This window comes from Amorphoplanes friuliensis DSM 7358 (assembly GCF_000494755.1).
Taxonomy (GTDB): domain Bacteria; phylum Actinomycetota; class Actinomycetes; order Mycobacteriales; family Micromonosporaceae; genus Actinoplanes; species Actinoplanes friuliensis.
Genome location: NC_022657.1, coordinates 763,109 through 786,045, shown reverse-complemented (window position 1 = coordinate 786,045; position 22,937 = coordinate 763,109). Strand labels below are relative to the sequence as shown.

The window sequence follows — 22,937 nt, the reverse complement described above, 5'->3', positions numbered from 1 at the left end:
GCCCGGCGCGACCGGTCAGGCCGGCGCCGGCGCCAGGGTCGTCCCCCTGTCGAGGGCCCGCACGGCGACGATGATGATCGGCGCGAGGGTGAGGTGGCACAGTGACAGTGCCACCTTGCTCGCCGTGTCGAAGTCGGCGGGCAGGGTCATCACAAAGATCGTCGCGATCGCCAGCACCGGGCCGACGATCAAGGCGGCCCAGGTCACCCAGCCGAAACGGGGTGCCAGCAGGGCCACCGCGAGCAGACCCAGCAGCATCGGCACGGCGCTGAAACCGGCCACGGTGATGGCAAAGACCTCCGCCGGCCGGCCGGCCGCGGTGAACTCGAACGTTCCGCCCACGGCCCGGCCGATCGTGTAGATCACCTGGTTGACCAGCATCGCCGTGAGCACGGCGAGCACGATGATCCGCAGGCGCCTAGACATCGGCCGACGCCTTGCCCCGGGTCACGTACGCCTCGAGGCGGTCGAAGGCACCCACCCAGACCTCGCCGACGAAGAAGTCGCGCACCTCCGGCACCGGGAAGCCGCTCTGGGCGACGGTCATCAGTGTGCCGCCGTCCTTCTCCTCGAAGGTGACCTCGATGCGGGTGGTCATGGACATGCCGTCCGGGCTCGACCCGGTGGATTCGGTGACCAGCCGGTGCGGCCGGTCGATCTCGAGGAACGTCTGGGTCTCGCGGAACAGCGTGTCGGGGCCGGGGCCCCAGACCGCGGTCTGCTGACCACCGACCCGCAGGTCGACCTCGATCTCGACGATGCCGGGCTGTTCGTCGAGGATGCTGAACCAGATCTTCTGCTTCTCCGCGTCCGTGTACGCGTCGAAGACCTCCTCCGGTGTTGCCGGCAACTGGCGCGTCATGCGCATGTCGATGGTCACGTGTCCTGCCCTTCCGGGTCGCGCGGGCTGCGCGCAAGTGTGAAGTAGGCGTCCAAGCCGTCGAGTTTGCGGGCCCAGAGCCGCTGGTAGAAGGCGATCCAAGCCATGGCCTCGTCCAGTGGTTGTTCGGCCAGCCGGCACTGACGGGACCGGCCGACCTTCTCGGTGACGACGAGGCCGGCGTCCTCGAGGACCTGGATGTGTTTTTTCATGCCGGTCAGGCTCATCCCGGTGGGCTCGGCGAGCACGCCGACGCTGGCGGGGCCTTCGCCGAGGCGGACCAGGATCGCCCGCCGGGTCGGATCCGCCAGCGAGGCGAAGACCCGGTCGAGCACCTCTTGCTGAACCATGTGGTTCACCATAGAACACTGAACCGTCAGGTTCAATGAGCGATCTGATCCAGCTGAAGACGGCCGGGCTGCACCACGTCGGCGTACACACCGAAGCAGGCGCCACGGCCGAAGTCCGCCACCGGCCTGCGGTAATGCCGCGCCAACGTGCTGAGCAGGGCACGATCCGCCGGGATCCCGGCCTGCCCCAGCCCGGGAATGACACACCGTGGAGTGGGCATGACGATCCGGAGAACGACGTCGCCCAGACGCAGCTCGTCGCCGGGCGCGGGGTCGTCCGGCGCCTCGAGGATCAGGTTGGCGCGGAACCGGGCGTCGGCGACCGCGGTGCCGCCGAGGCGCTCACCCAGCCGCGCGAGGGCACCCGTGGTGAGCAGGTGGATCGCGCCGAAGTCCGTGAAGCGACCGACGCGGGCGATGCCGCCGACGTCCGAGACGCTCTCGTCGCCCGCACGCAGATCCGGGGTCCACTCGGGAATCATGCCGTCGACGTCGGAGGCCACCCGGTGCAGCTGGGCGCCGGCGTGCGCTTCCTGGGTCAGCCGGACCGGCCGGCCGACCAGCTCCGACAGCGCCGCGTCCGCCTCGGCGCTGCCCGCCCGGTGGGCCCGGCCCGCGATTCGCAAGGTCAGCTCCGAGCCGTGCAGCTCGGTGGCCACCTCGAGCAGGTTGCCCCAGCGACGTGGGTGTTTGGCGCTGCCGATCGTGCCGTCCGAAACGTCGACGCAGGCCCAGGTCCGGTCACCGAGCAGACCCGTCGGCTCGACGTCGGCCGCGTCCAGGTGCTCACCCAGAGCGCTCTTGAGGGGATAGCGCCGGAGCGCAACGAGCTTCATGCCGACCATGCTGCCGCACGGAGAAGGGGCGGGCGGCCCCCATGACCACCCGCCCCTTCGAGTCCGGCACCTACCAGGTGGTGGGGGCCGGGGGTGCCACGACCGGCGGGCGGTCGTCACAGGTGATGGTGTTCGGCAGCTCCCAGGCCGCGAGCCACGGGCCGGTCGTGCCGCCACCGTCGTTGCCACCCAGGTCCGTGAGGCTGAACTCCGAGCCGGTCGGCTTGAAGCCGAACGAGCCGCAGTTGTTCACGCCGACCGCACCCACGTTGCGGGCGTCGACGTTGGAGAAGGAGGCCGAGCCGGCGACACGGGCCGAGACGACCGAGGTGCCCGTACCGTCGATCCGGAGGTCCTTGAACTTGACGCCCTCGATCGAGTAGAGGTCCTTCACACCCCAGTCGCTGACCAGCATGATCGCGTTGTAGGTGCTGTCCAGGTAGTGGTCACCGGTCACCTGGATGTCCGCGTCGATGGTCTTGTCGAGCGCGTAGAACCAGATGGCGCCGAGGCCGATGTTCCAGTTGAGTTCGAGCGTGCCGGCGCGTACCACGGTGTTGTTCTTGATGGTCAGGGCGCCGGCGAACGGCTCGGCGCCGAAGCGGGAGCCGGCGTGGATGCCGCTGCCCTCCCGGATCGGGTCCGCGACCAGGTTGTTCGACACGGTGTTGTCGGTGCCGCCGTAGATCGCGATGCCGTTGGCCAGCGTCGGCGTCTGCACGGTGTTGTGGTCGAAGGTGTTGCCCGTGTTCGTGATCTTCTCCGCCCACATCGCCAGGCCGTCGTCGCCGGTGTTGCGGATGAAGTTGTTGCGCACCACGGAGTTCGTGACGCCGGTGTGGAAGTTCAGGGCGTCCGCGATCTGGTCGACGATCGTGTTGTTCGTGATCTTCAGGTTGGTCATCGGCCCGTCGAACCACATGCCGACCTTGGTGTGCCGGAGGTAGAGCCCGTCGATGGTGGAGTCGCTGAGCGCGCCGCCGATGCCGTTGACCTGGTCGGTGTCGATGCGCTCGCGCACGTCACCCTGGATGGTGAAGCCCTTGAGGTGCACGTTGCGGCTGCCGCCGTCGGCGGCGTCCTTGCCGTAGAAGCCGACACCGGTGTGGACCGAGCCGTCCGGCGCCGGCTCACTCAGGGCGACTTCCTTACCCTTGATGATCGTGTACCAGCTGCCGGCGCCCTCGATCGTCACGTTGTCGACGATGATGTGGCGGTTGACCTGGTAGGTGCCCGGCGGCACGTAGACCTTGAGCTTGGCCTTCTTCGCGAACGCGATCGCCTTGTCGAACGCGGCGGCCGAGTCCCGCTTACCGGTGGGGTCGGCGCCGAAGAGCAGAACGTTCGACGCGACCAGGTTGACGTGCGGCAGACCGACCAGCTGCGAGTCGAGCAGGTCGATGACGGTCCACGCGGCGCCGGACGAGGCGGTCAGGCGGATCCTGTCCCCCGCGCGATAGGTCTTGCCCAGCAACAGCCGCTGCTCGTCGTAGAAGTGCATCGGCCGGAACGGCTTGCTGATCTCCGGCGTCGGCGTGGTCGCGGCCGGTACGCAAGCACACTCCGCGATCCACCAGTCCGGGTGCAGCAGCCCCGCGGTCGGGTCGTTGCTGAACGGGTACTGGTTGTAGAGGTACGCGTACTCCGAGGTCAGCGTCATCTTTTTGGTGTGCTTGCCGTTGACCGCGACGTCGAGGGGCGCCGTGATCCCGCCGCCGGTGGGGGCGTCGGGGATGCTGTAGCGCACGTTGACGGCGTTGGCCGCCTTCGGCAGCGTGAACTCGACGTACTGACCCGGGGTCAGCTTGACCGCGGTGCGCCCGGACGCCTCGGCGGCGAGCGAGTAGGCCGCGCGGTCCGGGCCGATGACGGCGCCGTTGTGCTTCGTGTTCTCCGCCTCCTGCTCGGCAAAGTCCACAGTGGCGCCGCGACCGGCGACGAGGGCGGGGTCGAGGCCGGCACGGGTCACGACAGGGGCCTGCGGGGCGGCGCTCGCGGGGACACCCGCGCCGACCGCCAGACCCAGCCCGACAACGGAGGCGGTAGCCAGGGCCGGCCACCTCGCGGAAATGGTCATCGAGGAGCTCTTTTCTACTGGGAGCACGCTCACAGCGGGACGACGCCGTGGGAGTGAGGTGACCTTAGGTCGCCTGTGACGAACTCCACAAGAGCCTGTCGACTATTTTCGCGTTCCTGTCTTCTTCTTTCAGGGCAGGTCAGACGACCACCACAAACTTGCCGACAGCGACGCCCGCTTCCATGTCGGCGTGCGCCTGGACGATCTGGTCGAAGCGGTAGGTGCGGTCGAGCGGGACGATCGCCTCACCCGCGGCGACGGCATCGAGGAAGTCCTGCAGCACGGCCGGCGGCAGGTCGTCGGCATCGCCGCCGTAGCCGGTCAGGCGCACCCCGCGCGGGATGTAGCCGATGGGGTAGAAGTCGGGCACGGTCCACACGTTGGACAGCATCCCCGCCATGCAGACGACACCCAGCTTGCGAGTGGCCCGCAGGGTGTCCGGCAGCGTCGGCGTGCCGACCAGCTCCAAGGCGTTGTCGACACCTTCGGGCAGGATCGCGCGGACCTGGGCGGCCACGTCGCCGTCGTCGATCAGCACGTGGTCGACGCCGATCGCCCGGAGCGCGTCCGACTTGGCCGGGCTGCGGGTGGTGGAGAGCACGGTCAGCCCGCGACGCTTCGCCAGGATCGCGATCGCCATGCCCACCGACGAGGTGCCGCCCCGCACCAGCAGGGACTGTCCCGGCTGCGCGTCCAGCCCTTCGGTGAGCGCACCGTACGCGGTCTGCAGCATCTCGGGCACCGCACCCAGCGTGGCCCAGTCGAGCTCACTGCGAAAGGCGATGACCTGTCGCGCGGGCACGCAGGTGTACTGCGCGTAGCCGCCGTCGAAGGTCCGGCCCATGCCGCCCATCATCGCGAAGACCTTCTGTCCCACCGCGAACTCGCCGCCGGGCGCCGCGGCCACGACGCCGGTCGCCTCGATGCCGGGCACACGCGGGAACGTCACGCCGTCGCCGAGGCCGAGACGGGTGTGCAGCTCCGAGCGATTGAGCCCGAACGCCTTCACCTCGATCAGCACCTGACCCGCCTGCGGCACGGGAACGGGCAGTTTGCGGTACTGCAGCGCCTCGGGCGGACCGGGTGCGTCCAGCACGATCGCTTCCATAGAACTAGCTTCCATGGAATCAATGTAGCTCAGCCCAGGCGGTCCCGGCGCCGGGCGAGTTCCGTGCGATTGCGCACATCCAGCTTGCGGAAGATGTTGCCGAGGTGGAACTCGACGGTCTTCACCGAGACGAACAGCCGCTCGGCCGCCTCCTTGTTGCTCAGCCCGTCGGCCACGGCCACCGCGACACGCACCTCGGCACCGGTCAGCGGCCACGGGTCCTTCGGCGGACTCCCGGTCACGGCACGCAGATCGGCGGCGGCCAGCGCGAGCATGCCCGCGGCGCCGATCGTCGCGTAGCCCGAGCAGGCCGCCTCCAGCAGCCGGACCGCGGGCGCGCGCCGCCCGGCCCGGCCGTGTGCCACGCCCAGCAGCCAGCACATCCGCGCCCGCGGCAGCCGCTCGTCGGGCCGGACCAGATCCTTCAGGGCGCCCTCGAAGGCCGCGATCAAGCCCGCGTCGTCCGGTGCGGAGATCCAGTCACGCCAGGCGGCCATGGCCGGTCCGCCGGGCAGACCGACAGGAGCTTCCGGTACGCCGTCCAGCAGCGCCGCCGCGGTCCCGGACTCGCCGCGCAGGGCGTGATGGGTGGCGAGTTCCCAGCGATATTCGAAGAGCAGCCCCGAGTCGACACCCTGCTCGGCGCCGACCATGAGCTCGAGCAGTCCGACCCACGCCTCGGTGTCACCCAGAGCAAACTGCAGCGCCGCGGACCCCTCGATGATGTGCCCGGCCACCCACGCCGATCCCGTACGCCCGGCCAGCTCCCGCGCCTCGGCCAGGTGCGCGGCGGACGCGGCCAGGTCACCGCGCAGCGCCTCGCACTTGATCAGCCACGAGGTCACCTCGGCCTGGATCTCCAGCCGTCCCGCCCGCGCGGCAAGATCACGGGCCTCCAGCATCTCGGCCTGTCCGCGGACCAGGTTGCCGGCCCAGGCGTCGCCGAGCCCGATCATCGCCACCAGCCGCGCACGCCGCCCCGGATCAAGGTCGAGACGGTCGACGTGGGCGGCAAAACGGGCGCGGGTCTCGTGCGGTCGGATCAACGTCAGTGTGGCCAGCAGGGCGCACTCGAGAAACAGCGGATCACCGGCCAGCCCGTGCTCGTCGAAGAGCACCAGCGCGGTCTCCAGCCGGGCGAACGAGGCGGGGTCCCGGGCCCGGGCGCCGACCACCCCGGCCAGCACGTGGAAGAGGAAATCCGTCTCCGGAGCGGGCGCTGACCAGCGCATCAGTTCCATGTCCTGCACCAGCGGGCGCAGCTCCGCAGCCGTCGCCGTCCGCGACAGGAGCAGGAACGCCTCGAAGAGCACGCGGGGGTCGGCGGTGGTGCGAGACAGAGCCACGAGCCGCTCAGCCTCAAGATCGTTGGACACGGGTCGAGCGTAGGAACTAGGGATTCCCCTGGTGTATCCGCCGACCGGTGCCGCCCACACTCCGTACGTCTCGAAGGCTGGGGGGCCGGTACAACCATGACTGTCGACAAAGCACGGAAACTGCCGTTTGCGGTGGCCGGACTGAGCACTCTGATCGGGCGGGTGCTCACCATCGCCGAATGGGCCGAGGCGGCGAAGATCCCGCAGCGCGGTGGCGGGGTGATGACGGGTGAGCTGGTCGAGCGCATCCTCGGCATCTCGGGCAAGAGCTGGGACCCGTGGACGTTCGCCGACCTGGGCCGGATCGCCGCGGTCGCCCGTGAGGCGCTGCTGTCGGCGGACCTCGAACCCCGCGACATCGACGCGCTGATCGTGGTGACCTGCTCGCCGTACGAGGTGATGCTCGACCAGGACGCGTTCCGTCTGGCCCGCGAGATCGAGTTGGCGGACTCGGTTGTACCGGTGCAGATCGGCGCGGGGTGCGCCGGGCTGGCGCGCGCTGCGGCCCTGGCCGGGCAGCTGGCCGCGGAGAACGTCCTGGTCGTCACCTACAACGCGCCGAGCCGCGTGACCGGCGACCTCAACGGCGGCGTCAACCAGCTCTACCTGGAGAACGACCGCCACCCCCTCGGGCGCAGCCTGTGGGCGTCGGCGGGCATCTTCTCCGACGGCGCCGCCGCGCTGGTGCTCAGCCGGCAGAGCAACGGTCCGGGCCTGGTGCTCTACTCCCGCGACTCGCTGGCCTTCGGGGACGAGCCGGGTTTCACCGATCCGCTGATCCATCACTTCGGCGGCGGCGCCCGGCACCCGATGGGTACGCCCGACGCGCAGGAACTCGCCTGTTACGGCATGAACGGTCCGATGGTGAAGCGGTACTACACCCAGGGCATGATGCTGAACCACGCCGCGCTCGAGGCGGCGCTGCCGAACTATGTGGACCGTGTCCGGCGCATCTACACGCACCAGGCGAGTCCGGCGCTGGTGTCGGCGTTCGCCCGGCTGGCCGGCCTGCCCGAGGACAAGGCGCCGACCAACGCCCGTCGTTTCGGCAACCTGGTCAGCGCCAGCACCGCCAAGATGCTCCACGACGACCTGTACGCCGGTGAGGTCACCAACGACGACCTCATCTGTGTCTCCGTGGTCGGCTCGGGTCCGGAGCGGGGCGCTTACGTCCTCCCGCTCCGGATCGCCAAGATCGTCGAGCCGGGCACCGCACCAGCCTGATCCGGGGGGCGGTTCAGGGCCGGTTCTCCCCCGAGGCCGGCCCTGATCCCCGTTCCGCGGCGACGAGTTCGCGGGTCGCGGGCGCCACCTCGGCGGCGAAGCGCTCGATCGTCGCCGGGTCGTCGGTGGCGAGGATGAAGGTGCTGACGCCGTACTCCAGGGTCAGCCCGGCCAGGTCCTCGGCCCACTGCTCGGCCGGGCCGTTCAGGAACGACTGACCGGTCGGCGCGAACTGACCGGCGATGTTGAGCAGCCGGCGGACCGCCTTCGGGTCACGGTCGACGGCCGCCGCGCCCTCGTCGATGTGCTGGTTCAGGGCTTCCAGGTCGGCCGGGCCGTTCGGCAGGTACCCCAGCGACGGCAGCGCACCGTCGGCCAGACGCCCCACCAGCCGCAGCATCCGCGGCTTGTACGCCCCGACCCAGATCTTGATGTCGTGCGCCGGCGCAGGTCCCCGCTTGGCCCCGTTGACCTGGTAATACTCGCCCTTGAAGCGGACCGGGCCGGGCTGGTCCGCGGCCCAGATCGCGCGGATCACCTCCAGTCCCTCCTCCAGCGCGGCGACCGACTCACCCGCGGTCAGGCGGCGGGAGCCCATCGCCTCGATCGCGTCCCAGAAGCCACCGGCGCCGATGCCCAGCTCGATGCGGCCACCGCTGAGCAGGTCCAGGCTCGCCGCGGCCCGGGCCAGCACGGCCGGCGGTCGCAGCGGCAGGTTGAGCACGTTGCCGCTGAGGTGGATCCGCGACGTCCGGGCCGCCGCGTACGACAGCAGCGTCCACGTGTCGTGGAAGCGCGGCAGATAGGGATGGTCCTGGAACGTGGCCAGGTCGAGCCCCGCGCGCTCCGACACGACGGCGAGCTCCGCCGCCTGGTGCACGGGCTGCGCCGTGGGCGTGATGAACGTGCCGAACAGCAGGTCGTGCCCGTAGTCGGTCATCGGGTCCCCACTTCGATGTTGAAGTTGTCGCGGAACAGGTTCTGCGGGTCGTACCGGTGCTTGAGCTCACGCAGTCGTTCGAGAGTGCGTGGCGGGAACGCGTCAGCCACGCGTTCGGGCCGCAGGTCGGTCTCGAAGCTGAGGTAGAGCCCGTCGAAGTGTGCGGCGAGCGCGTCCCAGAGCGGGTCCACCCGGCGCCGGCTCGACCCCATCACGACGATCGAGAAGTTCGCCGAGCGGTGGGCGTAGGCGGTGGCGTCCTCGGGGACGTCGGCGACCGCACCGCCGACCGCGCGGATCTGGAACCAGTGGATCGCCCCGCTGGCGATCAGCTCGGCCGCCGCGGCGGCGAACTCCGGCGTGAGGTGCTCGATCAGCCCGGACCGGGCGACCGGCTCACCCTGGCCCTGGTGGTAACCCTCGGCGACATTGGCCATGACCCCGGCGTACGGGGTGAGTACGACGTTCTGCTGGTACAGCGGTCCCACACTCGCGACGGGTGTCAGCTGGTCGATGATCGTCTGCGGGTCGCTGCTGTCCACCATGGCCATGATCTGCGCATATCCGGGCTGACCGGGGCGCGGACGGCCCATGATCAGATTTGCGGTCAGGTCGCGCGGCGCGGCCTCGACCGCCGCACCCCAGCGCACCAGCAGGTCGGCCGGGTCGTCGGCGCCGACGACAAACTGACCCCAGCCGACATCACCGACCTCGTCCACCTCGAAGTCGAAGGAGGTGACCACGCCGAAGTTGGCACCGGCACCCCGGACGGCCCAGAACAGGTCCGGGTTCTCCTCCTCGGAGGCGCGCACCACCGAACCGTCCGCGAGCACCACCTCCACCGCGCGCAGGTGGTCGATGGTCAGACCGTGCTTGCGAGCCAGCCAGCCGACCCCGGCCGCGGTGGCCAGCCCACCGACCCCCACACCGCCGTAGTCGCCCGAGCTCAGGGCCCAGCCGTACGGGAGCAGCGCGTCGGCCACGTCGGTCCAGCGGGCACCGGCGCCGACGCGGATCAGTCGCCGTTCGGTGTCGAGGACCTCGATGGTGTTCAGGGCGGCCAAGCTGAGCACCAGGCCGCCGTCGTTGGTGGACCGGCCGCTGATGCCGTGACCGCCGCTGCGCACCGCAAACGGGACGCCGGGGTGCTCCCGTACGAAGGCCAGCGCGTCGACCACCTCGGCGGTGCTGCTCGCACGCAGGACCAGGCCGGGTGCGCCGCCGCGCATGTACGTCGAGCGGACCCGCGCGTAGTCGAGGTCACCGGGCTCGACCGCCGCCTCGGCCAGGCTCGCGGGCACGGTGTCGTAGCTGATGCCGGTGCGGCGCTTTGCGCGTACGGCTGTGGTCCGGAAAACGGCCGTGGGCGCCTCGGGCAGCTCACGGGCGACGGCCTCGCGCAGCGCGGGGGCGATCTCCGCGGCAAAACGCTCCAGCGTTGCGGCGTCGTCGGTCATGACGATGAACGTTCCGACCCCGTCCTCGAGGACCAGCGGCAGCAGTTCGTCGACCGTGCGGTCGGGCGTGATGTTGACCAGGCGGCGGATCTCGGCGGGTTCACGACCGGCGGCCAGCGCGGCCTCGTCGATGATCTTGTTGGCGGCGGCGAACTCCCCCGGCTTGAAGGCGCTCAGCGTCGGCAGCCACCCGTCGGCCTTGCGCCCGGTCAGCCGCAACATCCGCGGCTTGTAGCCACCGAGCCAGAGCGGGATGCGGTGCGCGGGAAGCGGGCCGCGCTGCGCCGCCGGGATCCGGTAGTGCTCGCCGAGGTGACGCAACGGCCCGGGCTCGCCGGCGTCGAGCACTCCGCGGACGACGTCGATCGCCTCCTCGAGGGCCTCGACGGCCTGCCCGGGGCTGAGCTTGCGACCACCCATGGCCTCGATCGCGTCCCAGAAGGCCCCGGCGCCCAGCGCGAGGTCGAGCCGGCCGCCGGAGAGCAGGTCGAGACTGGCGGCCGAGCGGGCGAGCACGGCCGGGTCCCGCAACGGGACGTTCAGCACGTTCGCGGCCAGGTGGATGCGCTCGGTCCGGCCCGCGACCCAGCTCAGCAGCGTCCAGGTGTCCAGGAAGCGCGGCTGGTAGGGGTGGTCCTGAAAGGTGACCAGGTCGTAGCCGAAGGCCTCGGCCCGCTGGGCCAGGGCGACCGGCTCTCCCGGCGCGGTGCTGCCCGGAGTGATGAACACACCGAACTTCAGCGGGTGTCCGTAGTTCATCGCGCTCTCCCTGATCGAACCGGTTGATACATCAACCGTTGATACATCAACCGGCGGCCTACCTGCAAATGGAAGTACCATTCCCGGCGTGAGTGCGACCGCCGACGTCTCCGCCGCCTGGCAGGCGTATCAGCGCATGCGCCTGCAGCTCAACGGGCGGATCAGCCGTGAGCTGTTCCGCTCGACGGGCCTGTCCGAGGCCGACTTCGACATTCTCTTCTTCCTGGAGGGGTCCCCGGACGGCAGTGTGCGCTCGATCGCCCTGCGCTGCGGACTCGAATGGGAGAAGTCGCGTCTGTCACACCAGCTGCGCCGGATGGAGGGCCGTGGCCTGATCACCAAGGGCGCCGACGCGTCGGTCCAGCTGACGGACAAGGGCCGCGAGCAGATCGCTGCTGCACAGGCCTGCCACAGCGCCGCGGTCAGCCGCTACTTCGGAGACGTGCTGACCGACGAGCAGCTCACGGCACTCACCGCCATCTCCGACCAGGTCGTGTCGCGGCTCACGCAGGATCGGCACCACTCACCGCACTAGAGTCGTGATCATGCCGAACCTTCAGGTCATCGTCGCCAGCACCCGCCCCGGACGGGTCGGCCTGCCGGTCGCCACCTGGGCCGCCGCGGCGGCCGTCGAGCACGGGGTGTTCGACGTCGAGCTGATCGACCTGGCCGACTACGCGCTGCCGCTGATGGACGAGCCCAACCACCCGCGCCTCCGGCAGTACACGCACGAGCACACCCTGCGCTGGAGCGAGACGGTCGACCGCGCGGACGCGTTCGTGATCGTCCACCCGGAGTACAACTACAGCTTCAACGCGGCCATCAAGAACGCCATCGACTACCTCCACCAGGAGTGGGCCGACAAGCCGGTCGGCTTTGTCAGCTACGGCGGCGTCTCCGGCGGGCTGCGCGCGACCCAGGCTCTCAAGCAGGTCGTGACCACACTCAAAATGGTCCCGATCGTCGAGGCCGTGCCGATCCCGCTGGTCGGCCGCTACCTCAACGACGACGGCGAATTCGTCCCCAGTGAGCAGATCGCGGCCGCCGCCGCACCGATGTTCACCGAGCTCGCCCGCCTCCACGGCGCCCTCGCCCCGCTGCGCGCGAGGGTCTAACCGGCCAGGATCCAGCGTCCGCGGCCCAGGCGTTTGGCCTCGTACATCGCCGCGTCCGCCGAGCGCAGCAGCCCTTCGGCGGCCGGCTCGGTGCGCGCGGCGATGCCGATGCTCCCGCCCACGACGAGATGATGACCCTCGAACGCCACCGGCCGGGCCACGTCGCTGATGATCCGCTCGGCCAGGGTCACCGCTTCCTCCGCGGAGACCCCCGGGCAGAGCAGCACAAACTCGTCGCCGCCGAGCCGGGCGACCAGGTCACCCTCACGGACGGCCACGGTCAACCGCTCGGAGACGGTACGCAGCACGACGTCGCCGGCCTCGTGACCGTACTGGTCGTTGATCTCCTTGAAGCCGTCCAGATCCAGGTAGAGAACCGCCACCGGGGCATCGGGCGCGGGAACGGTCCGCGCCAGCCGGTCACCGAGCACCGACCTGTTCGCCAGCCCGGTCAGCGGGTCGCGGTCCGCCTGGTGGGCGAGCTGTTCCTGGGTGCGGGCCTGCTCCCGCACCACCAGCACGAACCGCACGACCACCAGCAGCGCGCAGACCACCGAGGCGAGCAGCCCGACCAGGTCCGGGCGGATGAAAACGTTGAGCACGGGCGGGGTCAGCAGCGCCACCGCGAGGAAGAACACCCGGGCCGGGTGCAGCGTCCGGCTCGCCCGCCCCGGACTGACCAGCTCGGCCCGCGCCGGATGCAGCCCGGCCGCGGTGATCAACGCGTTGCCGATGAGCATCGCCGCGTTGAGCCGGCCGTAGATGTCCTCGCTGACCAGGTACGGCAGGGCGGTCCAGCCGACGTCCATGAGCAGGTACCAGACCACACCGGCCAGCAACAGCCGCGTCGGGGCCGTACGGGCGCCGGGTGACAACGCGATCAGCAGGACCGCGGTGAGCAGCACCACGTCGCCGATCGGGTAGAGCAGCGGGACCGCGGCCTCGGCGAAGGTGGCGCCGTCGGTGAGCGGCTTCATGACGAAGGGCCAGCTGACCGCCGCCGCGGCCACGGTCAGGGTGAGCGCGTCGACCACCGAGCTGCGCAACCGCCCGGGGGCCCGGCGCCGGGCCATCAACGCCAGCGCTGTCGCCAGCAGTGGATAGGGCCCGAGCCAGAACACGTCGGCCGGTCCGACGGCCGAGGTCTCCCCGAGCAGGTGCAGCTCGAGCAGCTCGTAGGCGTCACCGGTGAACCACAGGGTCTGACACGCGGCGACCAGCAGCCAGATCCGGCGGTCGCGTCCCTCGTGCCGGCGGAAGGCCGACCACCAGGCCACCGCGCACAACAGCACGTACGCGGTGACGTGCACGATCTCGCCGGCGAGCCGGAAGTAGACAGCAACCTCCACGGCGGCGACCACGAAGGTCACCACCAGGAAGATCCACACGCCGGCCCGGCTCACGTTGTCCCTGATCGGTCACGACCGGGGACAACGTGAGCAGTTGTGGCGTACCGGCTGTTACGGCTGGCTGCGCGGGCTGTCCGGAGCCAGGGTGTCGATGAACTCGTGCGGGTCGTGCACCTCACCGCTGCGACGGGCGGCGTCGGCCTCGGCCGCCATCGCCTTGGCCGGACCGGCCGCGTCGACACCGGCCCGCTTCGCGGCGGCGACCACCTGGTTGTACGCACCCTCGGCGAACGCGTACGCGGCCCGGTAGTCGTGCCGGGCGAAGGCCGTGGTGGCCAGGCCCAGCAGGACGTCGGCGGCACGCAGCTGACCGCGTACCTTCGACTCCTTGCCCGAGCCGAGGACATCAGCGGCCAGGCGGTTCGCGGCCTCGTTGTACGCCGAGGTCAGGAACCGGTCGCTGTTGTCCCGGTCGAACTGGCTGAAGTCCCAGTTCACGTCGATGTAGCTCATCATCGAGTTGCTCTCGTCGCCGGCGTTGGCGAAGAGGAACTCACCCCCGGGCTCGTAGTCCACGCCCGTCTCGCTGTCGTAGCCGTCGTGCGGGTGGCTCATGCCCAGGTGGTGGCCGACCTCGTGGATCTGCGTGGTGCTCAGGCCGTACCCGGACTGGACAACCTCGGGCGAGATGAAGCAGAAGACACCGGTCTGGGTGCCGTCGACGTAGTTGTCGTCGGCGAAGCCCAGCGCGGGCACCCCGACCCCGGCACCGACGGCGTAGTTGAACACCGGCAGCTCGTAGTCGACCCGGCCGTCGTCGTCCTTGGTGCGGTCGAGGTTCGCCCAGTTGTAGAGGTAGAGGTTGGCGAACGCCGGGTAGCCGGAGTCCGGGTAGCAGCTCGTGTCGCTGAGCACGCCGAGGTAACACTCCTGCGCCTTGGCGTCGTACGGGAGGTCCTGGTTGTCGAAGTCGAGGCGGTTGCGCCAGCGCAGCTCGGACAGCTCGTCGACGACCAGCTTCGGCTTGATGTACTGCTGTGACGCGTCGACCCCGGGCCAGCCCTCGTACGTGTTGCTGTCGATGTTGATCGACTTCGGGGGTTCGGCGGTGGGCAGCTCGGCCGGGTAGAGCGGCGACGAGGTGAAGAGCAGGTTGATCGCGACGTAGCGCGTGATCAGCCCGAGGTCACCGGCCAGCGCGCTCGGCGCACGGAAGCCACCGGCCGTGTATTCCCAGGTCGGCGGCATGCGGTAATCGACCACACCGTCACCGTCGAGGTCCGGGTTGTCGACGTCGTAGTTGGTCGTCCACGACTCGGGGCCGGCCGACAGATCGTGGAACCAGACCCGCCGTGTGCTGCCGAGACCGGTCTCCTCGTCGTCGGCGGTCGTGCCGCCCCAAGCGATGATCTTGCGGCTGTCGCGTTCCTTGCCGAAGTCGTACCCGGTGTCGGGGTCGGCCTCACCGGTCTTGGTGTAGACGTGGAACTTGAAGTCGGAGCGGCCGTACCAGTTGATGAAGAAGATCGTGTTGCGCCGGGTGTCGACCCCGGCGGGCGGGTTGAACGCCAGCCACTTCTCGACACTGGGCGCGTCGATCGTGTTGTTGGACGTGATGTCCTTGACGTTCTTCTCCTGGTCGTTGTACGCCGTCTGGTACTGCGTCAACGGTGCCGGCTTGGCCAGCTTGCCCAACTGCTTGAAGAACCTGTCCTCGTAGGACCGCGTGCCGTAACTGACCTTGTAGTCGTAGGTGTACGTGATGCCGAGCTTCTCGGTCTGGCCGTAGACCGCCCGGTAGCGCACGATCGGCTCGTACTTCTTCGGCAGGCCGGACAGGTATGCGGTCTTGCCGACCTGACCCGGCTCGTAGCCGAGGAAGACGACATTGACCGGCACCTTCTCGGTGAGGCGAGGCTGCCCACCGGGGTGCAGGAAGTGGTACGAGGACTTGGGTGCGGCGCCCGCTGCTCCCGCGGACGCACCCACCATCGCCGTAATCAGCGCAACGACGAGCGCGGCTCTCCGTTTCATGGGGTCACGCTTCCACCCGGCGGACACCCAGTAAAGATTCAGGAAGTTAAAAGGCTCAATCCCTTGGCGTACCCCTGGCCGGCCGCCTGCCAATAGCCGACAAGTACGTCTCGTTGAGCTTCGTCCAAAGTGCTCACATATCCGGCGATGCTTCCGCGTACGCCGTCGAGCAGCTCCGCGAGGTCCTCCGGCGTCATCGTGGCGGTGACGGTGACCTTGCGGCGGTCGTGCGGATCGGCCGCCCGTTCCGCGTAACCGGCCGCCACCAGACGATCGACCAGGCGGGTGGTGGCGCCGGTGGTCAGACCCAGCGCGGCCGAGAGCGCGCCCGGCGTCTGCGGGCCGCGCAGTTCCAGCAGGTTGAGCGCCTGATAATCGGTCGGCCCCAGACCCACGGCGTGCGCCGCCGACTGGTGGAAGAGGACCAGCGCGGCCAGGTATTCGCGGTAGACCGCCTCGAGGCTGTTGCGGGACGCCACCGGACCTCCTAGATTACCTGCATGGATGCAGATACTTTATCAGGGCAGATAAACGACTGCCTGGCGCGCATGAAGGATGCCTGGGACCGCGGCGACGCTACCGCCTACGCGGAATGCTTCAGTCCCGACGCCGTCTACGTCATCTTTGTCGGCACCACGTACATCGGCCGCCGGGACATCACGGAATGCCACGAAGCGCTGTTCGCGAAGTTCGCCAAGGGCACCACGATGTTCCTCACCGTGCTGGACATGCGCTTCCACGGCCCCGACACGGCGACGGTGCTGACAAGCGGCGACGCGGCCAAGCGGGCACCACGGCCCGGCCGGGGCAAGGTGCAGACCTACACGTTTCACCGGGGCACGGACGGCTGGACGTGCGTGTCGTTCCAGAACACCAAGCGCAACGTCCTCATGGAACGCACCTCGTTTCTCTTCGACCGCCGCTTCCGGCCGATCCTGCAGCGGGCGATCTAGGCTCTGCGGGTGGCGAAGTATTTCGACGTGCATCCCGACAACCCGCAGACGCGGGCCATCTCGCAGGTGGTCGGCATCCTGCGGGACGACGGGCTGATCGCGTACCCGACCGACTCCTGTTATGCGCTCGGCTGCCGCATCGGCAACGCCAAGGGGCTCGACCGGATCCGGGAGATCCGCCGGCTCGGCAGCGGGCACCACTTCACGCTGGTGTGCCGTGACTTTGCGCAGCTCGGGCAGTTCGTGCAGATCAACAATGCGGTCTTCCGGCTGGTCAAGGCCTCGACGCCCGGCAGTTACACCTTCATCCTGCCCGCGACCCGCGAGGTGCCGCGCCGGCTGCTGCACCCCAAGAAGAAGACCGTCGGGGTACGCATCCCCGAGAACGTCGTGACCCAGGCCATCCTCGCCGAGCTGGGTGAGCCGCTGCTCTCCAGCACCCTGCTGCTGCCCGGGCAGGAGGAGCCGCTGACCCAGGGCTGGGAGATCAAGGAAGAGCTGGACCACGTCGTGGACGCGGTCATCGACTCGGGCGAGTGCGGCACCGTGCCGACGACGGTGGTCGACCTGTCCGACGGCGAGCCCGAGATCCTCCGGGTCGGCGCGGGTGACCCGTCCCGCTTCGAGTGACCCGGCCGTAATGAAGCGGCCCGGCCCGCCGGGGCTGCGCTACAGTTTCGACCGCAAGGCGCTGATGGGGACGAGTAACGCCGAACGCAGCCGATAGAGACCCGGGGACGGTGGAAGCCCGGGGGCGTGCGCGGCGCGAACATCACCCCGGAGCCGACGCGATCAGAAAGAGAGGGCCGTCGTTCGTCAGGCGGTCAAGGAGGGTGGTACCGCGGGGCCGCACAGCCTCGTCCCTCCGTTGGAGCTGCACCCGCCGACGGAGGAAAGACGATGTACAAGCCCGTGCCGGCCCAGGTGGACCTGGGCGCGCTGGACCACGAGGTGCTGCACTTCTGGCAGGCCAACAGTGTGTTCCACCGCAGCCTCGAGCAGTCCCGTGGCCGCCCCGAGTGGATCTTCTACGAGGGTCCGCCGACCGCCAACGGCATGCCGGGCACCCACCACATCGAGAGCCGCGTCTTCAAGGACGTCTTCCCGCGCTACAAGACCATGAAGGGCTTCCACGTCGCCCGCAAGGCCGGCTGGGACTGTCACGGTCTGCCGGTCGAGCTCGCCGTGGAGAAGGAGCTCGGCTTCACCGGCAAGCAGGACATCGAGGCGTACGGCATCGAGCTGTTCAACGCCAAGTGCCGCGAGTCGGTGACCCGGCACACCGACGCGTTCGCCGAGCTCACCCGGCGCATGGGCTACTGGGTCGACATGGACGACGCCTATCGGACCATGGACCCCGAGTACATCGAGTCGGTGTGGTGGTCGCTGCAGCGCATCTTCGACAAGGGTCTGCTGGTCGAGGACTTCCGGGTGGCGCCCTGGTGCCCCCGCGACCAGACGGCGCTGTCCGACCACGAGCTGGCCCAAGGGTACGAGCAGGACATCGACCCATCGGTCTACGTCCGCTTCCCGCTGACCTCCGGCCCGTACGCCGACCAGGCGTCGCTGCTGGTGTGGACGACCACGCCCTGGACGCTGGTGTCCAACACGGCTGTCGCGGTGAACGCCGACGTCACCTACGTCGTGGCGAGCAACGGCGACGAGCAGCTCGTGGTCGCCGAGCCGCTGCTGCCGGCCGTGCTCGGTGACGGCTGGACCGTGGTCGCCTCGTTCACCGGCAAGGAGCTCGAGCGCTGGACCTACCGGCCGCCGTTCGACCTGGTCGAGGTGCCGGACGCACACATCGTGATCCTCGCGTCCTACGTCACCACCGAGAGCGGCACCGGGCTCGTGCACCAGTCGCCGGCGTTCGGTGCGGACGACCTCGCGAGCTGCCGGGCGTACGGGCTGCCGATGGTCAACCCGGTCCGCCCCGACGGCACGTTCTCGCCCGAGGTGCCGCTGGTCGGCGGGCAGTTCTTCAAGACCGCCGACGCCGCCCTGGTCACCGACCTGGAGGCGCGCGGCCTGCTCTTCCGCGAGGTCCCGTACGAGCACAGCTACCCGCACTGCTGGCGCTGCCACACGCCGCTGATCTACTACGCGCAGCCGTCCTGGTACGTCCGCACCACCGCCGTCCGCGACCGGATGCTGCAGGAGAACGAGAACACCAACTGGCAGCCGTCGACGATCAAGCACGGGCGGTACGGCGACTGGCTGACCAACAACGTCGACTGGGCGCTGTCCCGGCAGCGGTACTGGGGCACTCCCCTGCCCATCTGGCGCTGCCCCGACAACCACCTGACCTGCATCGGGTCCCTGGCCGAGCTCGGCGAGAAGACCGGCGCCGACCTGTCCACGCTGGACCCCCACCGGCCGTTCATCGACGACGTCACCTTCGCCTGCGGCGAGTGCGGCCAGGCGGCCACGCGGGTGCCCGACGTCATCGACGCCTGGTACGACTCCGGGGCGATGCCGTTCGCGCAGTTCGGCTACCCGTACCGCAACAAGGACGTCTTCGAGCGCAGCTACCCGGCACAGTTCATCTCCGAGGCGATCGACCAGACCCGCGGCTGGTTCTACACGCTGATGGCGATCGGCACGCTGGTGTTCGACCGGTCCGCGTACGAGAACGTGGTCTGCCTGGGTCACATCGTGGCCGAGGACGGCCGCAAGATGTCCAAGCACCTCGGCAACATCCTCGAACCGCTGCCGCTGCTGGAACGCCACGGCGCCGACGCGGTGCGCTGGTTCATGGCCGCGGTCGGCTCACCGTGGTCGTCGCGCCGGGTCGGGCACACCACGCTGCAGGAGGTCGTCCGCAAGACGCTGCTGACCTACTGGAACACCGCGGCTTTCCAGGCGCTGTACGGGCGTACCGCGGGCTGGACGCCGTCGGACGCCGACCCGGCGCCGGCGGACCGCCCGGTGCTGGACCGCTGGGTGCTGTCCGAACTGAACACCCTGGTCCGGGACGTCGACGCGGCGCTGGCGGCCTTCGACACCCAGGAGGCCGGCAAGCTGCTCGCCGGTTTCATCGACGACCTCTCCAACTGGTACGTCCGCCGCAGCCGCCGCCGTTTCTGGCGCGGTGACCCGGCGGCGCTCGCCACGCTGCACGAGGCCCTGACCACGGTGACGCTGCTGATGGCGCCGTTGACACCGTTCGTCACCGAGCGGGTCTGGCAGGACATGGTCGCGCCGGTCACCCCGACCGCGGCGCAGTCCGTGCACCTGGCGGCGTTCCCGGAGGCCGACGAGTCACTGATCGACCCGTCGCTGTCGGCGCAGATGGCGATCGCCCGCCGGCTGGTCGAGCTCGGCCGGGCGGCCCGGGCCGACTCGGGCATGAAGACGCGGCAGCCGTTGTCGCAGGCCCTGGCTTCGGCGCAGGGCTTCACGGACCTCTCGCCGGAGCTGCTGGCCGAGATCGCCTCGGAGCTCAACGTCGGCGTGGTGCTGCCGGTCGGCGCCGCGGGCGACTCGCTCGTGGACACCACGGCCAAGGCGAACTTCCGGCCGCTCGGCAAGCGGTTCGGCAAGCGCGTCCAGCAGGTGGCCGCAGCTGTCGCGGCGGCCGACGCCACCGCGCTCAAGGAGTCGCTGCGTTCCGGCGGAAGCGCCTCGGTTGTCGTCGAGGGCGAGGAAGTCTCGCTCGGCCCCGACGAAGTGATCATCACCGAGACGCCTCGCGAGGGCTGGGCCGTCGCGGCCGAGGCCGGGGCGACGCTGGCGCTCGACCTGCACCTGACACCGGAACTCCGCCGGGCCGGACTGGCGCGGGACGCGATCCGGCTCATCCAGGACGCCCGCAAGACCAGCGGCCTGGAGGTCTCCGACCGCATCGTGCTGCGCTACCAGGCGACGCAGGACGAGACCGCGGCCGCGCTCGACGAGCACGCCGGGCTGGTCGCCGACGAGGTGCTGGCCACCGACTTCGGCGCGGGTGACCCGGGCTGGGCCGGCGCCACGGCCTACCGGGAGGAGACCATGGGCCTCACCTTCTGGCTGAGCAAGGCCTGATGGTCCGGCGCGCGCTCCTCGCGGTTCTCCTGATCGTCGCGGGGTGCGCGGCGCCGCCCCGCAACGCCTGGACCGAGGCTTCCCTGCCGGGCGACGGCCCACGGCTCGTCCGTGACGCCGTCGCCTGCGGCGGTCACTGGTACGTCGTCGGTGGTCTCGGCACCGGTCCGGCCGCCTGGGAGAGCCGCGACGGGCGCACCTGGCGCAGTCTTCGTCCTGCGCCACTGCCCGGCAGCTACTACGGCCCGCGCAACCTGCTCTACGCCGTCGCCTGCGCCAACGGGCGCATCGCCGCCCTCGGTTCGAGCCCGGGCGGCGCGCACGGCAATCCCCGGGTCAGCACCTGGTACCAACGCGACGACGCCACCCTGGCCGAGGCACCGGCGCCGTTCGAGACGTACGGCGGTGACACGGCGGTCGACGTCGGCCGCATCTCGGGCGGCCCGGCCGGCTTCCTCATCACGGGCAACCGCACCAGCGGCGCCGCCGCCTGGACATCACCCGACGGCCGGCGTTTCCAGCTCTTCGAAAACGCACCGGGCCTGGCCGGATCGCGAACCCCGGCCCGCGACGGTGTGGTCCTCGACGGACAGTTCGTGCTGGTCGGCGGCACATCGGTCTGGACCTCCCCGACCGCCGCCACATGGACGCGGTCGGACGTGCCGGCCGGCGCCGGCTACACCGAACTCCAGCGTGTGACCCGCCTCGGCCCGGACCTGATCGCCGTCGGCCAGTCCGGCGACACCTTCGGCGCCTGGCACAACCAGGCTTTCACCGGCTGGACAGCCCTCGGTCGTTTCGGAACCGCAAACCAGAGCGGAGCGCGCTCACTCACCGCCGCCGGAGGTCGTCTCTACGCGGTGGCCGGCGGAATCTGGCGTTCGACCGACGGCGGACGGTCCTGGCTCGGCATCATCCCGCCGCGCGACGCCGACACCCCGGCCGCCGTCGCCGCACAGAACAACCAGCTCCTCCTGGCCGCCGCCGACCGCGTCTGGCTCGCCCACGGCGTCTGACCGGAACACTCATGCTCGGACAGGCGCCAGCCGGAAGCGGTTGACGATCGCGCGCAGATCGTCGGACATCTCCGCGAGCTGCCCGGCGGCCCGGTTCGCCTCCGTCACACCGACCGTCGTCAGCTGCACGGACGCGGCCACCTCCGTGATGGTGTCAGCCACCCGGCCACCGGCATCGGCGGCCTCGGTGACGTTGCGGCTCATCTCGTTCGTGGTCACCGTCTGCTCCTCGACCGCGGAGGCGATGGTGGTCTGAAATTCGCTGATCCGGCCGATGATCTCGCTGATCTCCCCGATCGCCGCGACCGCGCCGACGGTGTCGGTCTGGATGGCCGCCACCCGCTGTCCGATGTCCTCGGTCGCGCGGGCGGTCTCCTGAGCCAGGTCCTTGACCTCGCTGGCGACCACGGCAAAACCCTTGCCCATCTCACCGGCCCGGGCGGCCTCGATGGTCGCGTTCAGGGCCAGCAGGTTGGTCTGCTCGGCGATCGAGGTGATCACCTTGATGACGTTGCCGATCTCGGTCGACGACTCGCCGAGCTTCGCCATCACCGTGGTCGTCGTCGCGGTGACGTCGACGGCACGGGCGGCGACACCCGCGGCCTGGGTCGCACTCTGGCTGATCTCCCGGATGGACGCGCCCATCTCCTCCGCACCGGCGGCCACGGTCTGGATGTTCGACGACATCGTCGCGGCCGAGTCGGCGACGCTGGTGGCCTGCCGCGCACCGGCTTCGGCGCTCGCCGCACTGTCCTTGCTGGTCGAAGCGAGTGCCCCGGCCGCGGTGTTGAGATTCTGCGAGTGGGTGGTCAGGTCGGTGACCGTGGTCCGGAGGGTGGAGATGGCACGGCGCAGCGACCGCGCCATGTGCCCGAGTTCGTCGCGTTGTTCCACGTCGGGGTCCTTGGAGAGGTCACCCTCGGCAACCGCGTCGAGCACCACCGACACCCGCCGGAGCGGCGTAATGATCATTCGGGCGACCCAGAGAGCGAGCAAGATCGACAGTCCGAGCGCGATCACGATGGTCCAGATGAGGTTGAGCCGGGTGCTTCCGACCGTCGCGTCGAAGTCCCGGCCGGCGATCAGGGCCGCGTCGGCCCGATCACCCTCGGCGGCGAACTGCTCCTCGTAGGTTTTGCGCAGATCCCGGGTCGCGCCGAGCGCCGCGGCAACGGCCGCCGGCCGGTCGGTCACAAAAGTCTTGAACTCGGCGTCCAGTGCACTGAACCACGTATCGGTCCCGGCCTTGATCTTGTCGATCGTGGCCTGCTCAGCGGGCAGCCCCAGGCTGCGCGCGACGGCGAGTTGCTGATCGACCGCCTCCTGGCGGCCGAGGGCCTCGTCGCGGAACTCGGTGTCACCGGCGATCAGGTAACCGCGCTCGTCGTTCGCAGCGCCCTTTGCCGCTAGTGCCGCGTTCCTCTCACCCATCGGCGCGAG

Annotated in this window: 20 protein-coding genes; 7 read left to right on the top strand and 13 right to left on the bottom strand. The window is 69.8% G+C overall.

Features of this window, described 5'->3' with window-relative positions; translation table 11 throughout:
• Positions 1–15: 15 nt before the first annotated feature.
• The 7 genes from AFR_RS03595 to AFR_RS03565 form a co-directional block, all read right to left on the bottom strand.
• On the bottom strand, positions 16–426 hold the full coding sequence (locus AFR_RS03595; protein ID WP_041840578.1) for a DUF6069 family protein: 411 nt from the start codon (positions 424–426) through the stop codon (positions 16–18).
• The gene (locus AFR_RS03590) at positions 419–880 is read right to left on the bottom strand and encodes an SRPBCC family protein (protein ID WP_023357941.1); all 462 of its coding nucleotides are present in this window, start codon (positions 878–880) and stop codon (positions 419–421) included. Before AFR_RS03590 ends, AFR_RS03595 begins: the two co-directional genes overlap by 8 nt.
• Positions 877–1,230: an ArsR/SmtB family transcription factor gene (locus AFR_RS03585; RefSeq protein WP_023357940.1), complete on the bottom strand. Its 354-nt coding sequence runs from the start codon at positions 1,228–1,230 to the stop codon at positions 877–879. Before AFR_RS03585 ends, AFR_RS03590 begins: the two co-directional genes overlap by 4 nt.
• 32 nt (positions 1,231–1,262) lie before the next feature.
• The gene (locus tag AFR_RS03580; RefSeq protein WP_023357939.1) at positions 1,263–2,066 is read right to left on the bottom strand and encodes an MOSC domain-containing protein; all 804 of its coding nucleotides are present in this window, start codon (positions 2,064–2,066) and stop codon (positions 1,263–1,265) included.
• Between the two features lie 70 nt (positions 2,067–2,136).
• Positions 2,137–4,143 carry a glycosyl hydrolase family 28-related protein gene (locus AFR_RS03575; protein WP_023357938.1) on the bottom strand — a complete coding sequence of 669 codons (2,007 nt, stop codon included), beginning with the start codon at positions 4,141–4,143 and terminating at the stop codon, positions 2,137–2,139.
• Between the two features lie 139 nt (positions 4,144–4,282).
• On the bottom strand, positions 4,283–5,266 hold the full coding sequence (locus AFR_RS03570) for a zinc-binding alcohol dehydrogenase family protein (RefSeq protein ID WP_238547232.1): 984 nt from the start codon (positions 5,264–5,266) through the stop codon (positions 4,283–4,285).
• Positions 5,267–5,280: 14 nt separating this feature from the next.
• Positions 5,281–6,627: a helix-turn-helix transcriptional regulator gene (locus AFR_RS03565; RefSeq protein WP_041840577.1), complete on the bottom strand. Its 1,347-nt coding sequence runs from the start codon at positions 6,625–6,627 to the stop codon at positions 5,281–5,283.
• A gap of 96 nt (positions 6,628–6,723) precedes the next feature.
• Between AFR_RS03565 and AFR_RS03560 the strand changes: the two genes are divergently transcribed.
• Positions 6,724–7,851: a 3-oxoacyl-[acyl-carrier-protein] synthase III C-terminal domain-containing protein gene (locus AFR_RS03560; protein ID WP_023357935.1), complete on the top strand. Its 1,128-nt coding sequence runs from the start codon at positions 6,724–6,726 to the stop codon at positions 7,849–7,851.
• A 13-nt stretch (positions 7,852–7,864) separates the two neighbouring features.
• Here the strand turns inward: AFR_RS03560 and AFR_RS03555 are convergent, their stop codons facing one another.
• Positions 7,865–8,791, bottom strand: coding sequence for an LLM class flavin-dependent oxidoreductase (locus AFR_RS03555; RefSeq protein WP_023357934.1), 927 nt, complete (start codon positions 8,789–8,791; stop codon positions 7,865–7,867).
• On the bottom strand, positions 8,788–11,007 hold the full coding sequence (locus AFR_RS03550) for an LLM class flavin-dependent oxidoreductase (RefSeq protein ID WP_023357933.1): 2,220 nt from the start codon (positions 11,005–11,007) through the stop codon (positions 8,788–8,790). The genes AFR_RS03555 and AFR_RS03550 overlap by 4 nt, the downstream gene beginning before the upstream one ends.
• An 88-nt stretch (positions 11,008–11,095) precedes the next feature.
• Here AFR_RS03550 and AFR_RS03545 point away from each other — a divergent pair, with 88 nt between their 5' ends.
• Positions 11,096–11,542 (top strand): MarR family winged helix-turn-helix transcriptional regulator, encoded by a 447-nt coding sequence (locus AFR_RS03545; protein ID WP_023357932.1) that lies wholly within the window; start codon positions 11,096–11,098, stop codon positions 11,540–11,542.
• 10 nt (positions 11,543–11,552) lie between these two features.
• Positions 11,553–12,122 (top strand): NADPH-dependent FMN reductase, encoded by a 570-nt coding sequence (locus AFR_RS03540; protein WP_041841748.1) that lies wholly within the window; start codon positions 11,553–11,555, stop codon positions 12,120–12,122.
• Here AFR_RS03540 and AFR_RS03535 read toward each other — a convergent pair.
• Genes AFR_RS03535 through AFR_RS03525 form a run of 3 tightly spaced genes read right to left on the bottom strand, consistent with a single transcriptional unit; the run spans position 12,119 to position 15,984 of the window.
• Positions 12,119–13,525, bottom strand: coding sequence for a GGDEF domain-containing protein (locus AFR_RS03535; RefSeq protein WP_023357930.1), 1,407 nt, complete (start codon positions 13,523–13,525; stop codon positions 12,119–12,121). The two genes, AFR_RS03540 and AFR_RS03535, sit on opposite strands and share 4 nt — an antisense overlap.
• Positions 13,526–13,582: 57 nt before the next feature.
• Positions 13,583–15,505, bottom strand: coding sequence for a zinc metalloprotease (locus AFR_RS03530; protein WP_148307860.1), 1,923 nt, complete (start codon positions 15,503–15,505; stop codon positions 13,583–13,585).
• Positions 15,506–15,543: 38 nt separating this feature from the next.
• Positions 15,544–15,984 carry a MarR family winged helix-turn-helix transcriptional regulator gene (locus tag AFR_RS03525; protein WP_023357928.1) on the bottom strand — a complete coding sequence of 147 codons (441 nt, stop codon included), beginning with the start codon at positions 15,982–15,984 and terminating at the stop codon, positions 15,544–15,546.
• Between the two features lie 21 nt (positions 15,985–16,005).
• Between AFR_RS03525 and AFR_RS03520 the strand changes: the two genes are divergently transcribed.
• The 4 genes from AFR_RS03520 (at position 16,006) to AFR_RS03505 (ending at position 21,497) form a co-directional block, all read left to right on the top strand.
• The gene (locus AFR_RS03520; RefSeq protein WP_052359318.1) at positions 16,006–16,458 is read left to right on the top strand and encodes an SgcJ/EcaC family oxidoreductase; all 453 of its coding nucleotides are present in this window, start codon (positions 16,006–16,008) and stop codon (positions 16,456–16,458) included.
• 9 nt (positions 16,459–16,467) lie between these two features.
• The gene (locus tag AFR_RS03515; protein ID WP_023357926.1) at positions 16,468–17,088 is read left to right on the top strand and encodes an L-threonylcarbamoyladenylate synthase; all 621 of its coding nucleotides are present in this window, start codon (positions 16,468–16,470) and stop codon (positions 17,086–17,088) included.
• Positions 17,089–17,358: 270 nt separating this feature from the next.
• Positions 17,359–20,481: an isoleucine--tRNA ligase gene (ileS, locus tag AFR_RS03510; RefSeq protein WP_023357925.1), complete on the top strand. Its 3,123-nt coding sequence runs from the start codon at positions 17,359–17,361 to the stop codon at positions 20,479–20,481.
• Positions 20,481–21,497 (top strand): WD40/YVTN/BNR-like repeat-containing protein, encoded by a 1,017-nt coding sequence (locus AFR_RS03505; protein WP_023357924.1) that lies wholly within the window; start codon positions 20,481–20,483, stop codon positions 21,495–21,497. Before ileS ends, AFR_RS03505 begins: the two co-directional genes overlap by 1 nt.
• Positions 21,498–21,506: 9 nt before the next feature.
• On the opposite strand, the gene AFR_RS03500 is transcribed toward AFR_RS03505, so the two are convergent.
• On the bottom strand, positions 21,507–22,928 hold the full coding sequence (locus AFR_RS03500) for a methyl-accepting chemotaxis protein (RefSeq protein ID WP_023357923.1): 1,422 nt from the start codon (positions 22,926–22,928) through the stop codon (positions 21,507–21,509).
• Between the last annotated feature and the right edge of the window lie 9 nt (positions 22,929–22,937).